Source organism: Streptomyces sp. NPDC026515 (assembly GCF_055567595.1).
In genome coordinates this window covers 119847-140839 of the sequence record NZ_JBVHQD010000001.1, presented here as the reverse complement: position 1 = coordinate 140839, position 20993 = coordinate 119847, and the positions used below count along the sequence as shown (strand labels likewise).

The 20993-nt window shown below is 72.2% G+C and carries 19 protein-coding genes and 3 pseudogenes; 11 read left to right on the top strand and 11 right to left on the bottom strand.

Features of this window, described 5'->3' with window-relative positions:
* The first annotated feature begins 45 nt into the window (after nt 1-45).
* Entirely contained in the window at nt 46-2502 is a 2457-nt protein-coding gene (locus ACZ4O3_RS00590) for a DNA gyrase/topoisomerase IV subunit A (RefSeq protein ID WP_362725142.1), read from the top strand.
* Here ACZ4O3_RS00590 and ACZ4O3_RS00585 read toward each other — a convergent pair.
* Nucleotides 2499-3566: a CobW family GTP-binding protein gene (locus tag ACZ4O3_RS00585; RefSeq protein WP_467720675.1), complete on the bottom strand. Its 1068-nt coding sequence runs from the start codon at nt 3564-3566 to the stop codon at nt 2499-2501. The genes ACZ4O3_RS00590 and ACZ4O3_RS00585 overlap by 4 nt on opposite strands.
* An 86-nt stretch (nt 3567-3652) precedes the next feature.
* Nucleotides 3653-3835 (bottom strand): annotated as a pseudogene (locus tag ACZ4O3_RS00580) (citrate/2-methylcitrate synthase); the annotation flags it as partial.
* Between the two features lie 72 nt (nt 3836-3907).
* Here ACZ4O3_RS00580 and ACZ4O3_RS00575 point away from each other — a divergent pair.
* The 4 genes from ACZ4O3_RS00575 to ACZ4O3_RS00560 all read left to right on the top strand — a co-directional run bounded on the left by ACZ4O3_RS00575 (nt 3908) and on the right by ACZ4O3_RS00560 (nt 8839).
* Nucleotides 3908-4162, top strand: a complete 255-nt coding sequence (locus ACZ4O3_RS00575) for a hypothetical protein (RefSeq protein WP_467720674.1) — start codon at nt 3908-3910, stop codon at nt 4160-4162.
* Nucleotides 4163-4280: 118 nt separating this feature from the next.
* The gene (locus ACZ4O3_RS00570) at nt 4281-5540 is read left to right on the top strand and encodes an EfeM/EfeO family lipoprotein (RefSeq protein ID WP_467720673.1); all 1260 of its coding nucleotides are present in this window, start codon (nt 4281-4283) and stop codon (nt 5538-5540) included.
* Nucleotides 5537-6760, top strand: a complete 1224-nt coding sequence (gene efeB, locus ACZ4O3_RS00565) for an iron uptake transporter deferrochelatase/peroxidase subunit (protein WP_467720672.1) — start codon at nt 5537-5539, stop codon at nt 6758-6760. Before ACZ4O3_RS00570 ends, efeB begins: the two co-directional genes overlap by 4 nt.
* A gap of 186 nt (nt 6761-6946) precedes the next feature.
* Entirely contained in the window at nt 6947-8839 is a 1893-nt protein-coding gene (locus ACZ4O3_RS00560) for a phospholipase C (protein WP_467720671.1), read from the top strand.
* A 224-nt stretch (nt 8840-9063) separates the two neighbouring features.
* Here the strand turns inward: ACZ4O3_RS00560 and ACZ4O3_RS00555 are convergent, their stop codons facing one another.
* Nucleotides 9064-9651, bottom strand: a complete 588-nt coding sequence (locus ACZ4O3_RS00555) for a rhodanese-like domain-containing protein (protein WP_467720670.1) — start codon at nt 9649-9651, stop codon at nt 9064-9066.
* A gap of 81 nt (nt 9652-9732) precedes the next feature.
* Here ACZ4O3_RS00555 and ACZ4O3_RS00550 point away from each other — a divergent pair, with 81 nt between their 5' ends.
* Complete coding sequence (locus ACZ4O3_RS00550; RefSeq protein WP_384993015.1) at nt 9733-10020, top strand: metal-sensitive transcriptional regulator; 288 nt, start codon at nt 9733-9735, stop codon at nt 10018-10020.
* Nucleotides 10021-10039: 19 nt separating this feature from the next.
* Here ACZ4O3_RS00550 and ACZ4O3_RS00545 read toward each other — a convergent pair whose 3' ends face one another.
* The 6 genes and pseudogenes from ACZ4O3_RS00545 to ACZ4O3_RS00520 all read right to left on the bottom strand — a co-directional run bounded on the left by ACZ4O3_RS00545 (nt 10040) and on the right by ACZ4O3_RS00520 (nt 14762).
* Nucleotides 10040-10786: a sulfite exporter TauE/SafE family protein gene (locus ACZ4O3_RS00545; protein ID WP_467720669.1), complete on the bottom strand. Its 747-nt coding sequence runs from the start codon at nt 10784-10786 to the stop codon at nt 10040-10042.
* Nucleotides 10783-11169 carry a rhodanese-like domain-containing protein gene (locus ACZ4O3_RS00540; protein WP_467720668.1) on the bottom strand — a complete coding sequence of 129 codons (387 nt, stop codon included), beginning with the start codon at nt 11167-11169 and terminating at the stop codon, nt 10783-10785. Before ACZ4O3_RS00540 ends, ACZ4O3_RS00545 begins: the two co-directional genes overlap by 4 nt.
* Nucleotides 11170-11221: 52 nt before the next feature.
* Complete coding sequence (locus ACZ4O3_RS00535) at nt 11222-12583, bottom strand: MBL fold metallo-hydrolase (protein ID WP_467720667.1); 1362 nt, start codon at nt 12581-12583, stop codon at nt 11222-11224.
* Nucleotides 12584-13103: 520 nt separating this feature from the next.
* Nucleotides 13104-13369 (bottom strand): annotated as a pseudogene (locus ACZ4O3_RS00530) (thioredoxin family protein); the annotation flags it as partial.
* A pseudogene (locus ACZ4O3_RS00525) lies at nt 13366-14352 on the bottom strand (NAD(P)/FAD-dependent oxidoreductase). The pseudogenes ACZ4O3_RS00530 and ACZ4O3_RS00525, both read right to left, overlap by 4 nt.
* Nucleotides 14349-14762, bottom strand: coding sequence for an arsenate reductase ArsC (locus ACZ4O3_RS00520; protein WP_362727017.1), 414 nt, complete (start codon nt 14760-14762; stop codon nt 14349-14351). Before ACZ4O3_RS00520 ends, ACZ4O3_RS00525 begins: the two are co-directional and overlap by 4 nt.
* Nucleotides 14763-14850: 88 nt before the next feature.
* Between ACZ4O3_RS00520 and ACZ4O3_RS00515 the strand changes: the two genes are divergently transcribed.
* From ACZ4O3_RS00515 to ACZ4O3_RS00505, 3 genes are read left to right on the top strand one after another with little or no spacing between them, the layout of a single operon-like run.
* Entirely contained in the window at nt 14851-15159 is a 309-nt protein-coding gene (locus ACZ4O3_RS00515) for an ArsR/SmtB family transcription factor (RefSeq protein WP_362727015.1), read from the top strand.
* Nucleotides 15156-15935: an aquaporin gene (locus ACZ4O3_RS00510; RefSeq protein WP_467720666.1), complete on the top strand. Its 780-nt coding sequence runs from the start codon at nt 15156-15158 to the stop codon at nt 15933-15935. Before ACZ4O3_RS00515 ends, ACZ4O3_RS00510 begins: the two co-directional genes overlap by 4 nt.
* Nucleotides 15932-16990: an ArsO family NAD(P)H-dependent flavin-containing monooxygenase gene (locus tag ACZ4O3_RS00505; protein WP_467720665.1), complete on the top strand. Its 1059-nt coding sequence runs from the start codon at nt 15932-15934 to the stop codon at nt 16988-16990. The genes ACZ4O3_RS00510 and ACZ4O3_RS00505 overlap by 4 nt, the downstream gene beginning before the upstream one ends.
* Nucleotides 16991-17014: 24 nt before the next feature.
* Here the strand turns inward: ACZ4O3_RS00505 and ACZ4O3_RS00500 are convergent, their stop codons facing one another.
* Nucleotides 17015-17194 (bottom strand): hypothetical protein, encoded by a 180-nt coding sequence (locus ACZ4O3_RS00500; protein ID WP_467720664.1) that lies wholly within the window; start codon nt 17192-17194, stop codon nt 17015-17017.
* A gap of 331 nt (nt 17195-17525) precedes the next feature.
* The gene (locus ACZ4O3_RS00495; RefSeq protein ID WP_362728962.1) at nt 17526-17891 is read right to left on the bottom strand and encodes an ArsR/SmtB family transcription factor; all 366 of its coding nucleotides are present in this window, start codon (nt 17889-17891) and stop codon (nt 17526-17528) included.
* Nucleotides 17892-18131: 240 nt separating this feature from the next.
* Here ACZ4O3_RS00495 and ACZ4O3_RS00490 point away from each other — a divergent pair, with 240 nt between their 5' ends.
* Nucleotides 18132-19505, top strand: coding sequence for an NAD(P)-binding domain-containing protein (locus ACZ4O3_RS00490; RefSeq protein ID WP_467720992.1), 1374 nt, complete (start codon nt 18132-18134; stop codon nt 19503-19505).
* Nucleotides 19506-19708: 203 nt separating this feature from the next.
* A complete protein-coding gene (locus ACZ4O3_RS00485; RefSeq protein WP_467720663.1) occupies nt 19709-20971 on the top strand; it encodes a citrate/2-methylcitrate synthase in 1263 nt (420 codons plus the stop codon).
* Nucleotides 20972-20993: the final 22 nt, after the last annotated feature.

Below are 20993 nucleotides of genomic sequence, written 5' to 3'. Positions count from 1 at the left end.
GTCAGCGTCAGATCCCGTTCACGCATGAGCAAGGAGCCGGCAGCGATGGCCCGCCGCAGCACGAAGACCCCGCCGCCCGACGACTCGTACGAGGAGAGGATCCTCGACATCGACGTCGTGGACGAGATGCGCGGCTCCTACCTCGAGTACGCGTACTCGGTCATCTACTCGCGCGCCCTGCCGGACGCCCGCGACGGCCTGAAGCCGGTGCACCGCCGGATCGTCTACCAGATGAACGAGATGGGCCTGCGCCCCGAGCGCGGCTACGTGAAGTGCGCGCGCGTGGTCGGCGAGGTGATGGGCAAGCTGCACCCGCACGGCGACGCGTCGATCTACGACGCGCTGGTGCGCATGGCCCAGCCGTTCTCGATGCGTGTCCCGCTGGTCGACGGCCACGGCAACTTCGGCTCCCTGGGCAACGACGACCCGCCGGCCGCCATGCGGTACACCGAGTGCCGGATGGCCGAGGCGACCAGCCTGATGACCGAGTCGATCGACGAGGACACGGTCGATTTCACGCCGAACTACGACGGGCAGGAGCAGGAGCCGGTGGCGCTGCCCGCCGCGTTCCCGAACCTGCTGGTCAACGGCTCGTCGGGAATCGCGGTCGGCATGGCCACGAACATGCCGCCGCACAACCTCGGCGAGGTCATCTCGGCCGCCCGGCATCTGATCCGGTACCCGAACGCGGACCTGGACACGCTGATGAAGCACGTCCCGGGCCCCGATCTGCCCACCGGCGGCCGCATCGTCGGCCTGGAGGGCGTGCGGGACGCGTACGAGACGGGCCGCGGCACCTTCAAGATCCGCGCCACGGTGGCGGTGGAGACGGTCACCGCCCGCCGCAAGGGCCTGGTCATCACCGAACTGCCCTTCACGGTCGGCCCCGAGAAGGTCATCGCCAAGATCAAGGACCTGGTCAACTCCAAGAAGCTGCAGGGCATCGCCGACGTCAAGGACCTCACCGACCGCGAGCACGGGCTGCGTCTGGTCGTCGAGATCAAGAACGGCTTCGTGCCCGAGGCGGTCCTGGAGCAGCTCTACAAGCTGACGCCGATGGAGGAGTCCTTCGGCATCAACAACGTCGCCCTGGTGGACGGCCAGCCGCTCACGCTCGGCCTGAAGGAACTGCTCGAGGTCTACCTCGACCACCGCTTCAACGTGGTCCGCCGCCGCAGCGAGTTCCGCCGCACCAAGCGCCGCGACCGCCTCCACCTGGTCGAGGGCCTGCTCACGGCCCTGGTCGACATCGACGAGGTCATCCGGCTGATCCGCTCCAGCGACAACAGCGCGGAGGCCAAGCAGCGCCTGATGGAGCGCTTCTCGCTCTCCGAGATCCAGACGCAGTACATCCTGGACACCCCCCTGCGGCGCCTGACCAGGTACGACCGCATCGAGTTGGAGGCGGAGAAGGAGAAGCTCACCGCGGAGATCGCCGAGCTGACCCGGATCCTGGAGTCGGACGCGGAGCTGCGCAAGCTGGTCTCGGCCGAACTGGCCGCGGTGGCGAAGAAGTTCGGCACCGAGCGGCGCACGGTCCTGCTGGAGGCATCGGGTGTCCCGGCGAGCGTGGTGCCGCTCCAGGTGGCCGACGACCCGTGCCGGGTGCTGCTCTCCTCGACGGGCCTGCTGGCGCGCACGACGAACGGCGAGCCGTTCCCGGAGGACGCCGACGGCAAGCGGGCCAAGCACGACGTGATCGTGTCGGCGGTGCCGGCGACCGCCCGTGGCGAGATCGGCGCGGTGACCTCGTCCGGCCGTCTGCTCCGCGTCAACGTGGTCGACCTGCCCCAGCTCCCGGAGACGGCGAGCGCGCCGACCCTCGCGGGCGGCGCGCCCCTGTCCGAGTTCCTCTCCCTGGTGGACGGCGAGACGGTGGTCTGCCTGATCACGCTGGACGAGTCCTCCCCGGGTCTCGCCCTCGGCACCGAGCAGGGCGTGGTCAAGCGCGTGGTCCCCGACTACCCGTCCAACAAGGACGAGTTGGAGGTCATCACCCTCAAGGAGGGCGACCGGATCGTCGGCGCGGTGGAGCTGCGCACCGGTGAGGAGGACCTGGTGTTCATCGCCGACGACGCGCAGCTGCTGCGCTACCAGGCCTCCCAGGTGCGCCCGCAGGGCCGTCCGGCGGGCGGTATGGCGGGCATCAAGCTGACCGAGGGCGCGAAGGTCATCTCCTTCACGGCGGTGGACCCGGCGGCCGACGCGGTGGTCTTCACGGTGGCCGGCTCCCGCGGCACGCTCGACGACTCGGTGCAGACGACGGCCAAGCTGACCCCGTTCGACCAGTACCCGCGCAAGGGCCGCGCCACCGGCGGGGTGCGCTGCCAGCGGTTCCTGAAGGGCGAGGACTGCCTGGCCTTCGCCTGGGCGGGGCCGGTCCCGGCGAAGGCGGCCCAGAAGAACGGGACGCCGGCCGAACTCCCGGAGATCGACCCGCGCCGGGACGGCTCGGGCGTGTCCCTGCCGAAGACGGTGTCGGTGGTGGCGGGCCCGGTCTAGGGCTGGTAGCCCTGCTCAGGGTCTTCCTCCAGGCCCTGTACGTAGCGCAGGACGCCCCACATGCCGTGCTCGTCGGCGTGTGGGGCGTCGTTCGTGCACGCGTCCAGTTCCTTGCGCAGGGCGTCCGCGTCGATGCCGGAGCCGATGAGCACGACCTGGGTCAGCCGCTCCTCGGCGCGCCCCCAGGGCTCCGGGTAGAACCGCAGGAACCGTCCCACGGCGTGCACGGCGTACCGGTTCCCGGTGTCGTACGGCCCGAAGTCGACGTACCCCTTGATCCGGTAGAGCCCCTCGGGCCGGCTGTCGAGGAAGGCCATGAGGCGACGCGGGTCGAGGGGCCGGCCGGAGACGAAGGACAGGCTGTCGTAGCGGTCGTGCAGGTGTCCCGCGTGCTCACCGGCTTCTCGATGCTCCAGGTCGTCGAAGGACAACTGCCCGACGCGCTCCTCGCCGGGCCGGCAGTCGAAGAGGAACTCCGGGTCTACTCGGCCGTAGGTGGCGGGCACGACGGCGGCCCCGTGGTCGCTGAGTGACCGCACGAGGCCGAGGACCCGCTCGCCCCCCTGCTCGGCCCGGTCCAGCTTGTTGACGACGACCAGGTCCGCGAGGGCGAGGTGCCGGTCGATCTCGGGGTGTTTCGCGCGCGTGTCGTCGAACTCGGCGGCGTCCACGACCTCGACGAGACCGCCGTAGACGATGCCGGGGTGCTCGCTGGCGAGCAGCATCCGGACGAGTTCCTCGGGCTCGGCGAGACCGCTCGCCTCGATGACGATCACGTCGATGCCGGTGGCCGGGTCGGCGAGCCGTTCCAGGTACCGGTCCAGTTCGCTGGTGTCGACGGCGCAGCACAAACAGCCGTTGCCGAGCGAGACGGTGGAGTCGCCGAGGGCGCCGGCCACGGCCATCGCGTCGATCTCGATGGCTCCGAAGTCGTTGACGATCGCCCCGATTCGGCTGCCTCCGCTGCGGTGCAGCAGGTGGTTGAGGAGCGTGGTCTTCCCGGAGCCCAGGAATCCGGCGAGCACGACGACCGGGATCTGCTGGGGGCTGCGGTGGTGCTCCAACGGGGGCCTCTTCCGTGCGGGCGGGGGTGTGGGCCGCTCCAGGATAGGAAACGACCCGCCGCAGGGGCCCACCGAGCCGCGGCCGTCACCCCCGGCTCCGGATCCGCGTACCGTGCCACCGTACGGATGATCCTCGAGTCCGCCGCCTGTTCCAGGATGTCGGCGCTCCAGCCGACCGCGCGGGCCGCCGCGAACGTCGGGGCGAACATCTCCCGGGGCAGACCGCAGAGTTCCATGACCACGCCCGCGTAGACCTCGACGTCGGCGTGGGAGCGTGTCACCGATGCCTTCCGGCGCCGTCCGGTCGTCGGCGGCTGGACACCCGTCATCCCCACGGACCGGTGGACCGGCGTCGAGGCGCCTACGGCCGGCTGCCGCGCCGCACGACGGCCGACTCCCCGCGCGTCCGCTACGCGCTGGTCGTGCCGACCGACGCCCTGTGGCACGCGCGCCGCGTTCCGGCCCGCGTCCGGAGACTGGTACGGATCGACCTGTACGGGGTGGCGGACGACGGTGAGGTCCACCTCCACCTCGTCCGCCCCGCCGGCCACCGGCACTCCTCTGCCGATCCACGGCGCCGGTGGACGGGACGGTGAACCGCGGACGAATTCTGTTCCCGCGTTCGGTCAGGGAGCGGTCGGCGGCCCCGTGGTGGCCTTCCGGCGCGCTTAGGATCAACGGCGCCTCGTTCGTACGACTGTCTGGAGGCCCTGCGTGCCCGAAGCCGCACGCGAAGCCGATCCTGGTTCCATATCGGCCCCGCCCTCGCCCGGCCCCGTCGGCCGGCGGCGCGCCGTGCTGCTCGCGGGCGGCGCCCTGGTGGCCGCCGGCGCGGTGGGGGCGGTCCTGCTGGCCGCCGGGGGATCCGGCGGCAGCGCCCACCGGAAGACGGCGGCCGACGGTCTGCCGCACACCACCGTCGAGATCGCGACCGCCGGCTGCGGGCGCGGCTGGACCCGCCCCGAGCCCGGCCGCCAGGTCTTCGACCTGCGCAACACCTCCAGCTCGGCGGCCGAGGTGTTTCTCACCGACCCGAGGACCGGCGCCGTCTACGGCGAGGTCGAAGGCCTCGCTCCGGGCACCGAGCGCCCGCTGCGGGTGACTTTGGGCAACGGTTCGTACGCCTTCAAGTGCCTGCCCGACGACGCGGACGCCGTCACCGGGCCGACGGTCCGCCTCACCGGCGCGAAGGTGAGGAGCGGTCCGGCGGCCGTGCCCGTGAGCCAGCAGGACCTCATCCCGCCCACGCTCGCCTACCAGAGGTGGATCCAGGCCCGCACAGTCGAACTGGTGCAGAGGACGGACGCGTTGCGCGACGCCGTCGACCGCGGCGACCTCGCGGCCGCCCGTGCCGCGTGGTTGCCCGCGCATCTGGTGTACGAGCGGATGGGCGCCGCGTACGGCACCTTCGGCGACGCCGACGGTGAGATCGACGGAACCACGGCCGCGCTGTCCGGCGGGGTGCGCGACAAGGGCTTCACCGGGTTCCACCGGGTCGAGTACGGGCTGTGGCACGGCGAGTCGGCGAGCGGCCTGCGCGGCCCCACCGACCAACTCGCCCAGGCAGTACGAGCGCTGCGTGACAGCTGGCCCACCCAGCGGATGGACCCGGCCGACGTCGGCCTGCGCGCGCACGAGATCCTGGAGAACACCGTGCAGTTCGAGCTGACCGGCCGCACCGACTACGGCAGCGGCACCAACCTGGCCACCGCCCGCGCCAACCTCGACGGCACCCGCACCCTCCTCGGCTTCCTGCGCCCGCTGCTGAGGACCCGGGACACCGGCCTGGCCGGACTCGACTCCTGGCTGGACCGCACCCAGAACATCCTGGACGGCTTCGACCACGACGGCCGCTGGACACCCCTGCACCGGCTGACCCTCGCCGAGCGGGAGAAGGTCGACGCGAACCTCGGTGAACTGGTCGAGCGGCTCGCCGACGTGGCCGCCCTCACGGACGTACGGAGGACCTCGTGAAGCACGTGAACGACGTCGGGCGCCGGGGTTTCCTGGCCGGCGCCGCGGCGGTGGCCGGCGCCGGCCTGGTCGCCGCCGACCACGGCACCGCCTCCGCCGCCGCGCCCTCCGGAGCGCCGCAGCGCGTGGCCTTCCACGGTCCGCACCAGGCGGGCATCACTACCCCGGCACCCCGCGCCACGGCATTCGTGTCCTTCGACACCACCGCCGACAACCGCAGCGAACTGGCCGCGCTGCTGCGCACGCTCACCGACCGGGCCCGCTTCCTCACCGCCGGCGGCACCCCGGACGAACTGGGCATCACCGCGCCGCCCGCCGACTCGGGCACACTCGGCCCGGACATACCCACCGACCAACTGACCGTCACCGTCGGCGTCGGCGCCTCCCTCTTCGACGACCGTTACGGACTCGCCGCCCGCAAGCCCCGCCGGCTGACCGCCATGCCGTCGTTCCCGGACGACGACCTCGACGCCGCCTGGTGTCACGGTGATCTGAGCGTGCAGTTCTGCGCAGCCAACACGGACACGGTGCTGCACGCCCTCCGCGACGTCGCCCGGCACACCCGCGGTGGCATGCAGGTGCGCTGGCGGATGGACGGGTTCATCAGCCCGTCCCGCCCCTCCGGCGTTCCGCGCAACCACTTCGGATTCAAGGACGGCATCGCCAACCCGGACGTCACCAGCTCCCGGGAGACGGACCGCCTGGTGTGGGTGGGCGTGAGCGACGGCGAACCGGACTGGGCCAGGGGCGGCAGCTACCAGGTCGTACGGCTGATCCGGATGCTGGTGGAGTTCTGGGACCGGGTCCCGATCACCGAACAGGAACGGATGTTCGGCCGGGCCCGCGACACCGGTGCGCCCCTGGACGGGCGACACGAGAAGGACACGCCCCAGTACGCCCAGGATCCCAAGGGCGACATCATCCCCCTGAGCAGCCACGTACGGCTGGCCAACCCGCGCACCACCGCCAGCGCCGACCAGCGGATCCTGCGCCGCGGCTACAACTACGACCGGGGTACGGACGCCAACGGCAACCTGGACATGGGGCTGCTGTTCTGCTGCTACCAGCAGGACCTGGCGCGGCAGTTCGAGACCGTGCAGAAGCGGCTGGCCGGGGAGCCGCTGGTCGACTACGTCTCGCCGTTCGGCGGTGGCTACTTCTTCGCGTTGCCCGGGGTGCGGGACGCCTCGGACTGGCTGGGACGCCGCCTGCTGACGTGACCGGGCGAGCGCACCCGGATCAAAAGAAGGTCAAGAGACCATGAGGATCTCCTGACCATTCGTTCGTGCGCCCTTCATTGCCGCTCCCTCGACCGGTCGTCAGCATTGCCCAGGATCCGGCCATAGACGTCATGGTCACGCATGGGCCAGGCAGTGGAACTCGGTGCTCCCGGAAGGCGACACAGCATGCTCGGCATTGGAAGAACCTTCGGCCCGCGACGTCGGCTGACGCGCATAGGCGCCCTGATCGGCGCGGCCGCCCTCGCCACGGCGGGCGGCGCCGTCCCGGCGGCGGCCTCGGCGCACGGCGGCCACGGCCACGGCGGCACGCACACCGCCACGCCGATCAAGCACGTGGTGGTGATCTACGACGAGAACGTCTCGTTCGACCACTACTTCGCCACCTACCCGCAGGCGGCCAACACCGACGGCACCGCCTTCAAGGCGGCACGGCACACCCCGAAGGCCGACAACCTGCTCAACTCCGGGCTGCTGACGAAGAACCCGAACCTCTACACACCGAGGCGGCTCACCCCGGCGCAGGCGATGACCTGCGACCAGAACCACTCCTACGGTCCCGAGCAGTACGCGGCCGACGGCGGCAGGGCCGACAAGTACGTCGAGAACACCGAGGTCAGCAAGTGCACCGGGCTCTACGGCGAGCCCGGCCTGGTGATGGACTACTACGACGGCAACACCGTCACCGCGCTGTGGAACTACGCGCAGCAGTACTCCCTCAACGACCGCTCCTTCAGCTCGGTCTACGGCCCGTCCACGCCGGGCGCGCTCAACCTCGTCTCCGGTCAGACGCACGGTGTCATCTCCACCGACCCCTCCACCGGCACGGAGAACCCGAAGCAGACGTCGACCCCGGACTCGTACACCGTGATCTCGCCGGACGCCAAGGGCGTCGGCACGGTCACCAACGACCCGGACCCGGCCTACGACGACTGCTCCGACAAGGACCACACCAGCACCAACGCCCTCGCGGCAATGCAGGGCAAGAACATCGGTGACCTGCTCAACGCCAAGGGCGTGAGCTGGGGCTGGTTCCAGGGCGGCTTCCGCCCGTCGACCGCGTGGGACGGCACGGCCGGTGCCTACGCCAAGTGCGACACCACGCACAGCAACGTCGGCGGCGCCGCCGTGGTCGACTACAGCCCGCACCACTCGCCGTTCGAGTACTACAAGTCGACGTCCAACCCGCACCACCTGGCCCCGAAGAGCATCGCCGAGATCGGGCACAACGGCCGGGCCAACCACAACTACGACCTCACGGACTTCGACGCCGCCCTGAAGGCCGGCAACCTGCCCGCGGTCAGCTTCCTGAAGGCCGCCGAGTACCAGGACGGTCACGCGGCCTATTCCGACCCGACCGACGAGCAGCATTTCCTGGTCAGGGAGATCAACGAGCTGCAGCAGTCGCCCGAGTGGAAGTCCACCGCGGTCGTGGTCGCCTACGACGACTCCGACGGCTGGTACGACCACGTGACCTCCAAGGTCCTCAACGGCTCCACGAACTCCACCGTGGGCTCCAACGGCAAGGCCGTCGACGGTCCCGACTGCCAGGCCGGCCCGGCTGCCAAGGGCGGCTACGCGGACCGCTGCGGCCCCGGCACCCGGCAGCCACTGCTCGTCATCTCCCCCTACAGCAAGGTGAACTCGGTCGACCACACCGCCACCGAGCAGACCTCGATCACCCAGTTCATCGAGAACAACTGGCACACCGGCGGCATCGGTGACGCCTCCTTCGACCGGCGCGCGGGCAGCCTGGCCGGCATGTTCGACTTCCGGCACCCCAACGACAAGCAGGTGCTGCTGAACACCGACGGCTCGGTCAGGTCGGTCAAGCCCATCCCGCACCACTACGGCCGTGCGGCGTCCGCCGGATCCACGCACGCCCCTTACCCGGCGTACGTCCAGGACCTCAAGGCCCAGAACGTCGCCGCCAGCAGCTCCACCTCCCCGGCCCTGCCGATCGCCGTCGGCGCCGGTGTCCTGACCGCCGGAGCCATGACCACCGCGTTCGCGCTGCGCCGCCGCAAGGCACGTGCGGGGGCTCCGACGGCCGCCGTGTAGGCGCCGCTCTCCCGCGACGACCCCGACGGTCCCGGCCAGGTACAGGCCGGGACCGTCGCGTCCTGCGTGTCATCTCCTCCCGCTCGTCGGCGATCCAGCGCCCGAACGCCGTGGCCGGACCGGATCTCGTCCGTCCCCGCCCTCGTCGCCGTCCACGATCGGATGTGCCGTACGCCCGGCCGGGCACACGCGCCGCGTACGCGGGTGCCCGGGGCCGAGCGCCGTCAGCGGCCCCGGAGGGCCGCGCGAGCGGCGTCCAGGTCGGCGCCGCGCGGGCGGTTGTGCGGGAGCCTGCCGAGCACGGCCGCCATGCCGCAGGTGTTCGTGACGGCGGAGAAGACCAGGCCGCCGGCGACACCGGCCGGGATCAGCAGGAGAGCCGGGTGCACGAACGCCCCGAGGGCGACGCCAAGCAGAACCAGGGTGCCGGCGGTGAAGCGCACCTGGCGTTCCATGCTCCAGCCGGCCCGCGTGTCGCAGGCCGCCGGAGTGTGCAGGTCGTGCCCCTCGGCGGCCCAGGCATTGGTGCCGCCGGCGAGGGTGGCCGTGGTGATGCCCTGTTCGGCCAGGAGCTTGCAGGCGTTCTCGGAGCGGGCGCCCGAGGCGCAGACGACGAGGACGTCGCCGCGCTCGGCGGCGTGCCGTATCTCCGGCAGCGCACGCCGGATGTGGTCGAGGGGGATGTTGACGGCGCCGGGCAGATGCCCGGAGGCGTACTCGGCTGGCGTACGCACGTCGATGACGGTGAGTTCGTGCAAGCGGGTGCGGGTCTGGTCGGTGCCGAGGGCGACGGGGGCGGGGGAATGTGTCATGGCAGGTGTGATCCTTGGTGGTCGACGCCGTCCCGAACCGGGACGTACAGTACCCGGAGGGGTATTTTTCGAGGAGTGGTCGTGGAACTTGATCTCGCGGGTGCGGAGCTGAAGTCCGTGCTGAACCGGCTGCGCCGGGCACAGGGTCAGATCTCCGGTGTGATCCGGATGATCGAGGAGGGGCGGGACTGCGAGGAGGTCGTCACGCAGCTCGCCGCCGCCTCGCGCGCGCTGGACCGCGCCGGGTTCGCGATCATCGCGACGGGCCTTCAGCGCTGTGTGACGGACATGGAGTCCGGCCGTAAGAACGGCGAGGACCCGGAGGCGATGCGGGCCCGGCTGGAGAAGCTGTTCCTGTCCCTGGCGTGAGCGCGCGTCACGGTGTGCCTCACACCAGCGCGTCGACGAGCATGAAGGCGGCCACGGACAGCAGCACCAGGGCGAAGGTCCGCTGAAGCGTGTGGCCCGAGACCTTCGAGGCCAGTCTCTTCCCGTCCCAGGCTCCGAGGATCGCGGCCCCGACGAAGGGGCCGACGACCGTCCAGTCCAGCCCCTCGACCGTACCCGCCCGACTCGTCAGCGCGGCCAGCGAGTTGACGGTGATGACGAGCAGGCTGGTGCCCACCGCGTCGCGCATCCGCATGCCGAGCACGCCCACCAGCGCCGGTACGGCGAGGAAACCGCCACCGACACCGAGGACACCGGTGACCGCGCCGAGTCCGGCCCCGGCCGCCGCGGCGCGCCCCGGCCGTACGGTCACGGCGCCCTCCGCGGCCCGCCGGGACCGCAGCATCCGCACGGCGGCCGCTCCCGCGACCAGGGAGAAGGCCGCCGTCAGTGCGGCCGCCGGGACGTGGGCGGCGAGCGCGCCGCCGAGCATCGCCGGGCCGATCCCGGCCGCCGCGAACAGCGGCCCCGTCCGCCATCGGACGTGCCCTTCCCGGGCGTGCGCGACCAGCGCGGTGACCGACGTGAGCGTGACGATGACCAGGCTCGCGGTGGTCGCCGCGACGGGGCTGAAGCCGAGCAGGTAGATCAACGCGGGGACGGCCAGGACGCTGCCGCCGCCCCCTAGCGCGCCGAGCGCCACGCCGATGACGGCGCCGGCGGCGAGGGCGAGTACGACCGCGCTCACGCGACGGTGCCGTTCCGGCCGCGCCCGTCGACCACCGGCAGCCCCGCCTCCGCCCAGTCCCGCATCCCGCCGATCACGTCCACGGCCGCCGAGCCGCGGGCGGCGAGCAGTTCCACGGCCCGCTGTGAGCGATGCCCGGAGCGGCAGATCACGACCAGGGGCCGCGCCTGGGCGCGATCGGGCAGCCCAGCCCCGGCGGCCAGCGCGGACAGTGGCAGGTGCACGGCGTGCGGCGCGTGCCCCGCCTGCCACTCATACGGCTCGCGCACGTCCACCAGGACGGCGTCGGCGGCACCGTCGGGGCCACCGTGCCCGGTGCGCACGGCCGCCTCCTGCACGCTCACACGCCCGGAGCCGCCCCGGGCACGTCGGAATATGCTCATCTCGGTCTCTCGCTCCTGTGTCCCCTGTCGGTACGGAAGTCCGGCCGCCGCGTCAGGGCGTACGGACGGTGAGCCCCGCCTTGCCGGCGGCGTCGAAGGAGTCGTCCACGGCGACGACGTCCCGCCCCGCGGCATCCAGCAGGGAGGCGGCGACGGCGGCGCGCATCCCGCCCGCGCAGTGCACCCACACCTCGCCGTCGGGCACCTCGTCCAGGCGGCGGTGCAGGGCGTGGACGGGGATGTGGACCGAGCCCTCGACGAACCCGCCGGCCCGCTCGGAGGATCGGCGCACGTCCAGGACGACGACGTCCGCGATCCGCCCCGCGAGGTCCGCGAAGGTGCCCCTCGGGAAGGAGGCCGGCTCCTCGCCCTCGCGCACCCAGCGGGCCGGCCCGCCCGTGGCCGCCGCTGCCGGGCGGTCGATGCCCACCCTGACCAGCTCGCGCTGGGCCGCCGCGAGTTGCTCGGGCGACTCGGCGAGCAGCGTGACCGGCTTGCCCCACGGAATCAGCCAGGCCAGATAGGTGGCCAGCTGTCCCTCGGCCTCGAAGTTGAAGGAGCCCGCGACATGCCCTTCGGCGTAGGCGACGCGGTTGCGCAGGTCCACCACCCACTCCCCCGCCGCCAGCCGGGCGGCGATCTCGTCGGCGTCGGCGACGGCGGGCGGGGTCAGGTCGACGGGCGCGGGTCCGGCGGCGTTGGCCGGGCCCATGTGCGTGTAGTAGGCGGGGATGTCGTCCAGGCTCGCCAGCAGGTCGGCGACGAAGGTGTCGACGTCCCGGGTGAGGGCCTCGTTGGACGCCTTCTCCTTGCCGATGGTCGTGTCGCTGCCCTCCGCCTGGGAGGACGAGCAGAAGCTGCCGAAGCCGTGGGTCGGCAGCACGGCCGTCTCATCCGGCAGCTCGGCGGCCAGCCGGTGCGCGGAGGCGTGCTGGGCACGGGCGAGGCGTTCCGTCAGCCGGGGCTCGACCAGGTCGGGGCGGCCGACGCTGCCGATCAGGAGCGAGCCGCCGGTGAACACGGCGACCGCCGTGCCGTTCTCCTCCAGCACGTAGGACGTGTGGTGCGGGGTGTGGCCCGGTGTGGCCAGCGCACGCACCGCCAGGCCGGCATCGGTGTCGACCTCCGCACGGTCGCCGTCGTGCACCGGCACCCGCTCGAACGAGACGCGAGCCCCGGCAGGCACGAGATAGGCGGCGCCCGTGACCCGGGCGAGCTCCAGGCCGCCGGTGACGTAGTCGTTGTGGACGTGCGTCTCGACGACATACGCGATCCGCACCCCGCGCCCGGCCGCGGCCGCGATGACCTGGTCGACGTCGCGGGGCGGGTCGACGGCCACGGCCGTGCGCTCACCACCGGCGAGATAGCTGCGGTTGCCGAGCCCCGACACCTCGATCGTGTCGACGAAGAACATGAGGTACTCCCATCCGACGAAGAATTACCCCCGGGGGTATATCTACGACGGTAGCACGAGTACCCCTGGGGGTATTTTTGGAAGTAAGGAAACCCCGGCCGACACCACACGAGCACGTCGTCCACCCGACGGGACGCGCGCCCCGTCCACCCGAGCGGACACGAGGGCAGGCATCACCGCCCCGTGTCACGACCGCACGGCTCGCCTGGACACCGCCTTCGCCACCGCCGTTGCCCGCACCCGATACGCCCTCGCCGCCCAGGACTTCGGCGTCCTCACCGCGACCCCTAGGGCCGAGCCCGCCCGCGCGACTCGCGCGCTGACGCGCCTGACGTGGTACGGGACGCCGCAGACGGAGAAGTTCGGCTGGGCATCGGCCACCACGACGGTGACGTCGCTGCCGGCATCCAGCTCGCGGGCGCGCAGGGCCGCGCCGACACCGGCGTCGGTGCCGCTGATGGCGACGACGCGTCTACTGGCCCCCGGGTGCCTCCGCCAGAAGAAGGGGGCCGCGGGGCTCGCCCTGACAGACGTTCACCGTCGAGATGGACCTCACGCCGCGGCGGGCGGCGGTGGCGGAGTTCCCGTCGATGTCGAGCTCGACGATCTCGATCCTGTCGCCGTGCTCGGCGGCGATCGCCTCCAGGGAAGGGGCGAGCTGACGGCACTGGCCGCGCAGGCGGCCCAGAAGTCGACCAAGACCGGCTTCTCGTCGTCGAGGACGTCCTGTCCGAAGGAGTCATCGGTGACGTTCCTGAGAGCCGTGGTCTTCCTTCGGGACGTCAGACCGCAGCCACGGCCGGCCCGCCCGCGGTGCCGGTGTCGGCCAGTGCGGCGAGGTAGCGCTCGGCGTCCAGTGCGGCCGCGCAGCCGGAGCCGGCCGCGGTGATCGCCTGCCGGTAGGTGTGGTCGACCACGTCGCCCGCGCCGAAGACGCCCGGGACGTTCGTGCGGATGGAAGGGGAGGCGGCCTTGAGGCAGCCCTCGCCGTCCAGGTCGAGCTGGCCGGTGACCAGTTCAGTGCGCGGGTCGTGGCCGATCGCGACGAACAGGCCTGTCACGTCCAGGGTGCGGGTCCTACCGGTGAAGACATCCCGCAGCACGACTCCGGTGAGCTTGCCGTCCCGCTCCGTGAGGCCGGCGATCTCGCTGTCGAAAACGAAGGAGATCTTGTCGTCGGAGAACGCCCGGTTCTGCATGCCCTGGGAGGCCCGCAGAGTGGACCGGCGGTGGACGACCGTCACGGAGGCCGCGAAGCGGGAGAGGAAGGTGGCCTCCTCCATGGCCGTGTCGCCGCCACCGACCACCACGATGTGGTGCTCGCGGAAGAAGAAGCCGTCGCAGGTCGCGCAGTACGACACCCCGCGGCCGGAGAACGCGTCCTCACCCGGCAGACCCAGCTTGCGGTGCTACGAGCCGGTCACCACGATCACGGCCCTCGCCCGGTGGACCGTCCCCCCGCTGCCGGTGACCGTCCCGACGGCGCCGCTCAGGTCCACCTCGGTGACATCGTCGGGGACGAGTTCGGCGCCGAAGCGTTCGGCCTGGGCCCGCATGCCGTCCATCAGGTCCGGGCCCATGATGCCGCCAGGGAAGCCGGGGAAGTTCTCCGCCTCGGTCGTCTGCACCGGCGCGCCGCCGGCCGTGACCGCACCCTCGAAGACCAGCGGCTCGAGCCAGGCACGGGCGGTGCAGAGGGCTGCGGTGTATCAGGCGGGGACGGAGCCGATGACGATGACGTCACGTACGCCGCCGGTTGCGGTGCTCACGCCTGGGGCTCCGGTGCGATCTCCCTGATCAGGCCCTCGACCAGCACCTTGATGTCGTCGCGGATCGGGCGGACGGCCTCGACGCCCTGGCCCGCCGGGTCCTCCAGGTCCCAGTCCAGGTACCGCTTGCCGGGGAAGACGGGGCAGGTGTCGCCGCAGCCCATGGTGATGCAGACGTCCGACTCCTTGACGGCGTCGACGGTGAGCATCTTGGGAACCTCGGCGGAGATGTCGATGCCGACCTCGGCCATGGCCTGGACGGCGGCCGGGTTCACGCCCGCCCCGGGGTCGGAGCCGGCCGAGCGGACCTCGACGCGGTCCCCGGCCAGGTGGGTCAGCCACGCGGCGGCCATCTGGGAACGGCCGGCGTTGTGGACGCAGACGAACAGCACGGAGGGCTTGTCGGACATCAGAGGTCTCTCTTGTCTCGCAACAGAACGGGCACGACATATCAGCGTCCGGTGGTGTCAGTCACCGCTGATGTGACAGTATCAGTGCATGCTGACGTCAGTCGACACTGATCTGATCCGGGTTCTGGCCGACCCGCTCAGGCTCCAGATCGTGACCCTGCTCGCCCAAGAGACGCTGTGCACCACGCATCTCGTGGAGGAGACGGGCGCGAGACAGACCAACCTCTCCAACCACCTGAAGGTGCTGCGCGAGGCCGGGGTCGTGGAGACGGAGCCGTGCGGCCGGTTCACGTACTACAAGCTCCGCCCGGACGTCATCGCCTCACTCGCCGGTCAGTTCGCCGACCTGGCCGAGTCCGCCCGCGCCGCCGCACAGAACAAGAGGGCCTGCCCGTGACTGCCGCCGAAGCCGCCCCTGCCGAACAGGCCGCGCGGGCGGCGCCTGCGGCCGGGCCTGCGGCGCCCGCGCCGGGTGCGACCCCGCCCCGTACCCCGTTGGCCGCCCGGGCCGCCGCCGAACTCACAGGCACCGCGGCGCTGGTGGCGATCGTGGTCGGCTCCGGCATCCAGGCCACCGAGCTGACCGAGGACGTCGGCCTGCAGCTGCTGGCCAACTCCACGGCCACCGTCTTCGGCCTCGGCATCCTCATCCTGTTGCTCGGCCCGGTCTCCGGCGCGCACTTCAATCCCGTGGTCACGCTCGCCGAGTGGTGGACCGCCCGCCGCGGCGGCGCCGGGGTCACCTTGCGCGAGGTGGCCGTGTACCTGCCCGCGCAGATCGCGGGCGCCGTCGCGGGCGCCGTCCTGGCCGACGCGATGTTCGGCGAGCCACTGGTGAAGTGGTCCACGCACGACCGGTCGGCGGGTCATCTGCTGCTGGGTGAGGTCGTCGCGACGGCCGGTCTGATTCTGCTGATCTTCGGCCTGTCACGGGCGGACCAGCTGCGCTTCGCGCCCGTCGCGGTCGCCTCCTACATCGGCGCCGCGTACTGGTTCACCTCGTCCACGTCCTTCGCCAACCCGGCCGTGACGATCGGCCGCGCCTTCACCGACACCTTCGCGGGCATCGCGCCGGGTTCGGTTCTGGGCTTCACCGGCGCGCAACTCGTGGGCGCCGTGGTCGGACTGGCCCTGGTCGCGGTCATCTTCACGCCCGGCCGACCGGCGGAATGAGCCACCGCACACAGGTGGTGGTGATCGGCGGCGGCCAGGCCGGGCTCGCCGCCGGCTACCACCTGCGGCGTCTCGGCCTCGACTTCGTCGTCCTCGACGCCCTGAGCACGCCGGGCGGCGCCTGGCAGCACGCCTGGGACTCCCTGCACCTGTTCTCCCCGGCCGCCTACTCCTCGCTGCCCGGCCGTCTCATGCCACCCCAGCCGGGCGAGACCTGCCCCGACGCACGGCATGTGGTGGAGTACCTCGCCGACTACGAGAAGCGCTACGAGCTGCCCGTCGAGCGCCCCGTACGTGTCCTCGCCGTCCGCCGGGACGGCTCGCTTCTGCGGGTGGAGACCGGTGCCGGCACCTGGCACGCCGGTGCGGTGATCAGCGCGACCGGCACCTGGTGGCGGCCCTTCCTCCCCGCCGTCCCCGGCCAAGCGGTGTTCGGGGGACGCCAGTTGCACACGGCCGAGTACCGCAGCCCCGCCGGCTTCGCGGGCCGGCGCGTGATCGTGGTCGGCGGCGGCAACTCCGGCGCCCAGATCGCCGCCGAGCTCGCCCACGACACGGACCTGACCTGGGTCACCCGGCGTCCGCCCCGTTTCCTCGCCGACGACGTCGACGGGCGTGCTCTGTTCGACACGGCCACTGCCCGCCGCCGCGCCCTCGCCGAGGGCCGCACCGACACGGGCGGCGTCGCGTCACTGGGCGACATCGTCGCGGTCCCGCCGGTGCGCGAAGCCCGTGACCGCGGCCTGCTGAAAGCGGCCCCGATGTTCTCCCGGCTGGTTCCCCGCGGCGTCGAATGGGCCGACGGCAGCCGCTCGGATGCCGACACGATCATCTGGTGCACCGGCTTCCGGCCCGTACTCTCGCATCTCGCCCCGCTCCGGCTCCGGGGGCGGCGCGGTCATATCGCCACCGCCGGGACGCGCGCGGCCGACGAGCCCCGCCTGCACCTGCTCGGCTACGGCGACTGGACCGGCCCCGCCTCCGCCACCCTCATCGGCGTCGGCCGCCCGGCACGCGATGCTGCACGGGCGGTCACCGAACTCCTCCGGCCCTGAACGCAAGCCCCCCCCCAGGCGGGGTCAGGACAGGGCGGCGACGACCTCGCGGGCCCGGGCGGCGATCCCATCGGGCACCGGCGCGCATCCCACCCGGTGCGGGAGATCCTGGCCCGCCTCGCCGACGGGGCCGGCGAGGAAGGAGTCCAACGCCGGCAGGACGGAGGCCCCGTTGCCGCTCTCGCACACGACCTCGTAGGTCACCAGGACGGTCCGATACGCCCCGGCCGGGCGCGGGACGCAGTCCGGCGCCCGGCGCCAGGTCGTTGCCCGCGCCGGTCACCCGCGCCCCGGCGATGCCGCCCGGTACGGCTTCGAAGGTGGGCACCACGGGTGTGCCCGGGCCCGTCCTGATGGCGGCCACCTGGAGGCGGTGGGCCGTCTCGAACGTCGCGTCCACATAGCCGTTCACCCCCCTGGTACGGCTCACCGCGGTCGCGAGCCCGTCCGGACGGTTGCCATGCGTCGGTGGTGGCGGGAGACGGATGCGTGACGGCGGGGCGGCGAGCTCCCTTCTCGTGGGTGACCTGAGGGATCAGCGCGGAGCGAGGAGCCGTCCCATCGCGGCGAACACCGACGGCTCGACCCGGTAGTACACCCAGGTGCCGCGCCGCTCGGAGGTCAGCAGGCCGGCGTCCTTGAGCTTCTTCAGGTGGTGAGAGACGGTCGGTTGAGAGACGCCGACGTCGGAGATGTCGCAGACGCACGCCTCGCCGCCCTCGTGGGAGGCGACCGCGGAGAAGAGCCGCAGTCGCACCGGGTCGCCGAGCGCCTTGAACATCCGCGCCGCAACGTCGGCTTCCCCTGCGGTGAACGGACGCTCGGTGAGCGGCGGGCAGCAGGGCGCCACGCCGTCGGAGGATCCGGACTCGACCAGCGGCAGCACCTGGACATTCGACATGCGTCTATGTTGACACATGCCGAAGCAAGGCGGGAGGCGGCGGCCCTGTCGCCGGCGGGGCCGAACGCCGGGCCGGGCGCACGGCACCCGTGCGCGCCGAGGCGGATCCGACGGCGTGACGCCGGTCACCCGTCCGGTCTAATTCGAAGAATGTCTATGTTGACGCATGTCGATGCAGATGTAATGCTGACCCGCACAAGTCATCGACAGATGTCGAAACAAGGGAGGAACCTCGTGGCTGTGTCCACCAACAGCGCGTCCACCACCGGACGGCTGCCGGTCGCCGTCATCGGTGCCGGCCCCGTGGGTCTGGCCGCCGCAGCGCATCTCATCGACCGCGGTATCGAACCGCTGGTCCTGGAGGGGGGTCCCACCGCCGGTACCGCCGTCCGGGACTGGGGACACGTACGGCTGTTCTCTCCCTGGGCCGAGGTCACCGACCCGGCCGCCGAGAAGCTTCTCGCCCCCACCGGCTGGGTCCGCCCCGGGGGCACCGCCTACCCGACCGGCGGCGACTGGGCCGAGCAGTACCTGCAGCCGCTCGCCGACGTCATCGGCGACAGGGTCCGTTACGGCGCGACGGTCACCGGTGTCGCCCGCGCCGGCCGTGACCGCATCGTCGACTCCGGCCGCGACGAACAGCCCTTCACTCTCCACATCCGGCACGCCGACGGACGCGAGGAGCGGATCACCGCCCGCGCCGTCATCGACGCCTCCGGCACCTGGTCCGCCCCCGGCCCTGCCGGCGCCGACGGTCTGCCCGCCCTCGGCGAGAAGACCGCGGCCGACCGGATCACCTACCGCGTCCCCAACCTCGGCGACCCGGCCGTACGCGCCCGCTACGCGGGCAGGCGCACCGCGGTCGTCGGTTCCGGCGCCTCCGCCTTCACCGCCCTCGCCCTCCTCGCCGACCTGGCCAAGGAGGAAGAGGGGACGCACGCGGTGTGGATCCTGCGCCGCGGCATGGGCGCGAACACCTACGGCGGCGGAGAGGGCGACCAGCTGCCCGCACGCGGCGCACTCGGCCTGCGCGCCAAAGCCGCCGTGGAGGCCGGCCGCGCAAGCGCGGTCACCGGCTTCCGCACACAAGCGGTGGACCGGGACAGCGACCGGCTGGTCCTGGTCGCGGAAGACGGCCGCCGCCTCGACCCGGTCGACGAGGTGATCGTCCTGACCGGCCTGCGACCCGACCTGTCCTTCCTCTCCGAGGTCCGCCTCGGCCTCGACGAGCGCCTCCAGGCCCCGACCGCCCTCGCCCCGTTGATCGACCCCAACGTCCACTCATGCGGAACCGTCCACCCCCACGGCGTCAACGAGCTCTCCCACCCCGAGCAGGGCATCTACCTGGTCGGTATGAAGTCCTACGGCCGCGCCCCGACCTTCCTCACGATGACCGGCTACGAGCAGGTCCGCTCGGTCGCCGCCGCCGTCGCGGGCGACCGGGAGGCCGCAGAGCGCGTCGAGCTGGTCCTCCCCGAGTCGGGAGTGTGCGGCGGTGCGGGCCTCTTCGACGAGCCCGACAACGCCGAGCAGCAGGGCGGCGGATGCTGCGCCGCCCCCGCCACTCCCCAGACCGGCATCGGAGCCCCGACCGCCTCCTCCGGCGGCTGCTGAAACCCCGCTCTCTGCGAGTCGGAGCCGATTTCCAGCCGGCCATCGCCAACCCCGAGGATGAGATTCCCCGGCTCTTCAGAGACTTGCCCGCTGACTGCAGAACCACCTGTCCTGCCTGAACTTGATTCGACCGTCCATGTTTGACCTGCCAGCTGTCAACGTTGACTGGATCAGCATGCATGCGACACGACTACGGTGGCGTCATGCGCGATCAACAACCCGCTCCCGGCAGTCCCGCGCGGCGGCTGACCACCAAGGAGACCGCCGAACTGCTCGGGGTGAAGCCCGAGACCGTCTACGCCTACGTGAGCCGCGGTCAGCTCAGCAGCAGGCGTGCACCCGGTGGCCGCGCCAGCACCTTCGACGCCGGCGAGGTCGAGGCGCTCGCCCAGCGCAACAGGCGGGATGCCGTGGGGACTCCGGGCTCCGGCGGGGAGCTGTCGGTGCGCACCCGGATCACCCTGATCGAGAAGGACCGCTACTTCTTCCGGGGCGTCGACGCCGCCGAACTGGCCGTGCGGCACTCCTACGAGGAGGTGGCCGAGTGGCTGTGGACGGGCCGGATGACCCCGGGCGCGACCCTCACCGCCCCGAAGGCCACCGTCGCCGCGGCCCGTCGGGCCGTCGACGCGCTGCCGGAGCACACCTCCCCCACCGACCGGCTGCGGGTCGCCACGATCGCCTCGGCCGCCGAGGACCCGCTGCGCTTCGACCTGTCCGAGGACGCCGTCCTCGGCACCGCGCGCGTGCTGATCCCCACCCTGGTCGCGGCGTTGCCCGTGCAGCGCGAGGGCCGGCCCGACGACGGCCCGCTGGCCCACCGGCTGTGGCGCCGGCTGACCGGCGTCGACCCCGGCGACGCCGCGCTGCGCGTCCTGGACACGGCACTCGCCCTGCTCGTCGACCACGACCTGGCCGCCTCCACGCTCGCGGTCCGGCTCGCCGCCTCCGCACGCGCCCACGCGTACGCGGCCGTGTCGGCCGGGCTCGGTGTCCTCGAAGGCCCCCTGCACGGTGCCTCCAGCGGCCTCGCCCACCGGATGCTGCTCGACGTCCTCGCCCGGGGCACCGCCGTCCCCGTGATCGCGGACGAGCTCCGCGCGGGGCGCCGTATCCCCGGGCTCGGCCACCGGCTCTACCAGGGCGAGGATCCCCGCGCGCGGGTTCTGTTCCGCCTTCTGGAGGACGTTCCCCGCGCGGAGCCCGCCCTGCTCGCGGCCCGGGACGTGGTCGCCACGACCGCGCGGCACGCTCCGCTGCACGCCAATGTCGACCTGGCGCTGGCCGTGTTCACGGCCTCCTGCGGCATGCCCGCCACGGCGGGCGAGACGATCTTCGCCGTCGCACGGACGGCGGGATGGATCGCGCACACCCTGGAGGAGTACGGGGAACGCCCGCTGCGGATGCGCCCCAGCGGTCACTACGTCGGCCCGAGGCCGCCGCAACCGCTGCCGCAGCCGGAATAGCCCGCTGAGGGGGAGCGGGCGG

Coding starts and splice junctions, on each gene's coding strand:
- ACZ4O3_RS00590 (WP_362725142.1), top strand. CDS start 46: ATGGCCCGCCGCAGCACGAAGACCCCGCCGCCCGACGACTCGTACGAG.
- ACZ4O3_RS00560 (WP_467720671.1), top strand. CDS start 6,947: ATGCTCGGCATTGGAAGAACCTTCGGCCCGCGACGTCGGCTGACGCGC.
- ACZ4O3_RS00555 (WP_467720670.1), bottom strand. CDS start 9,651: ATGACACATTCCCCCGCCCCCGTCGCCCTCGGCACCGACCAGACCCGC.
- ACZ4O3_RS00540 (WP_467720668.1), bottom strand. CDS start 11,169: ATGAGCATATTCCGACGTGCCCGGGGCGGCTCCGGGCGTGTGAGCGTG.
- ACZ4O3_RS00535 (WP_467720667.1), bottom strand. CDS start 12,583: ATGTTCTTCGTCGACACGATCGAGGTGTCGGGGCTCGGCAACCGCAGC.
- ACZ4O3_RS00520 (WP_362727017.1), bottom strand. CDS start 14,762: ATGTCCGACAAGCCCTCCGTGCTGTTCGTCTGCGTCCACAACGCCGGC.
- ACZ4O3_RS00515 (WP_362727015.1), top strand. CDS start 14,851: ATGCTGACGTCAGTCGACACTGATCTGATCCGGGTTCTGGCCGACCCG.
- ACZ4O3_RS00505 (WP_467720665.1), top strand. CDS start 15,932: ATGAGCCACCGCACACAGGTGGTGGTGATCGGCGGCGGCCAGGCCGGG.
- ACZ4O3_RS00495 (WP_362728962.1), bottom strand. CDS start 17,891: ATGTCGAATGTCCAGGTGCTGCCGCTGGTCGAGTCCGGATCCTCCGAC.
- ACZ4O3_RS00485 (WP_467720663.1), top strand. CDS start 19,709: ATGCGCGATCAACAACCCGCTCCCGGCAGTCCCGCGCGGCGGCTGACC.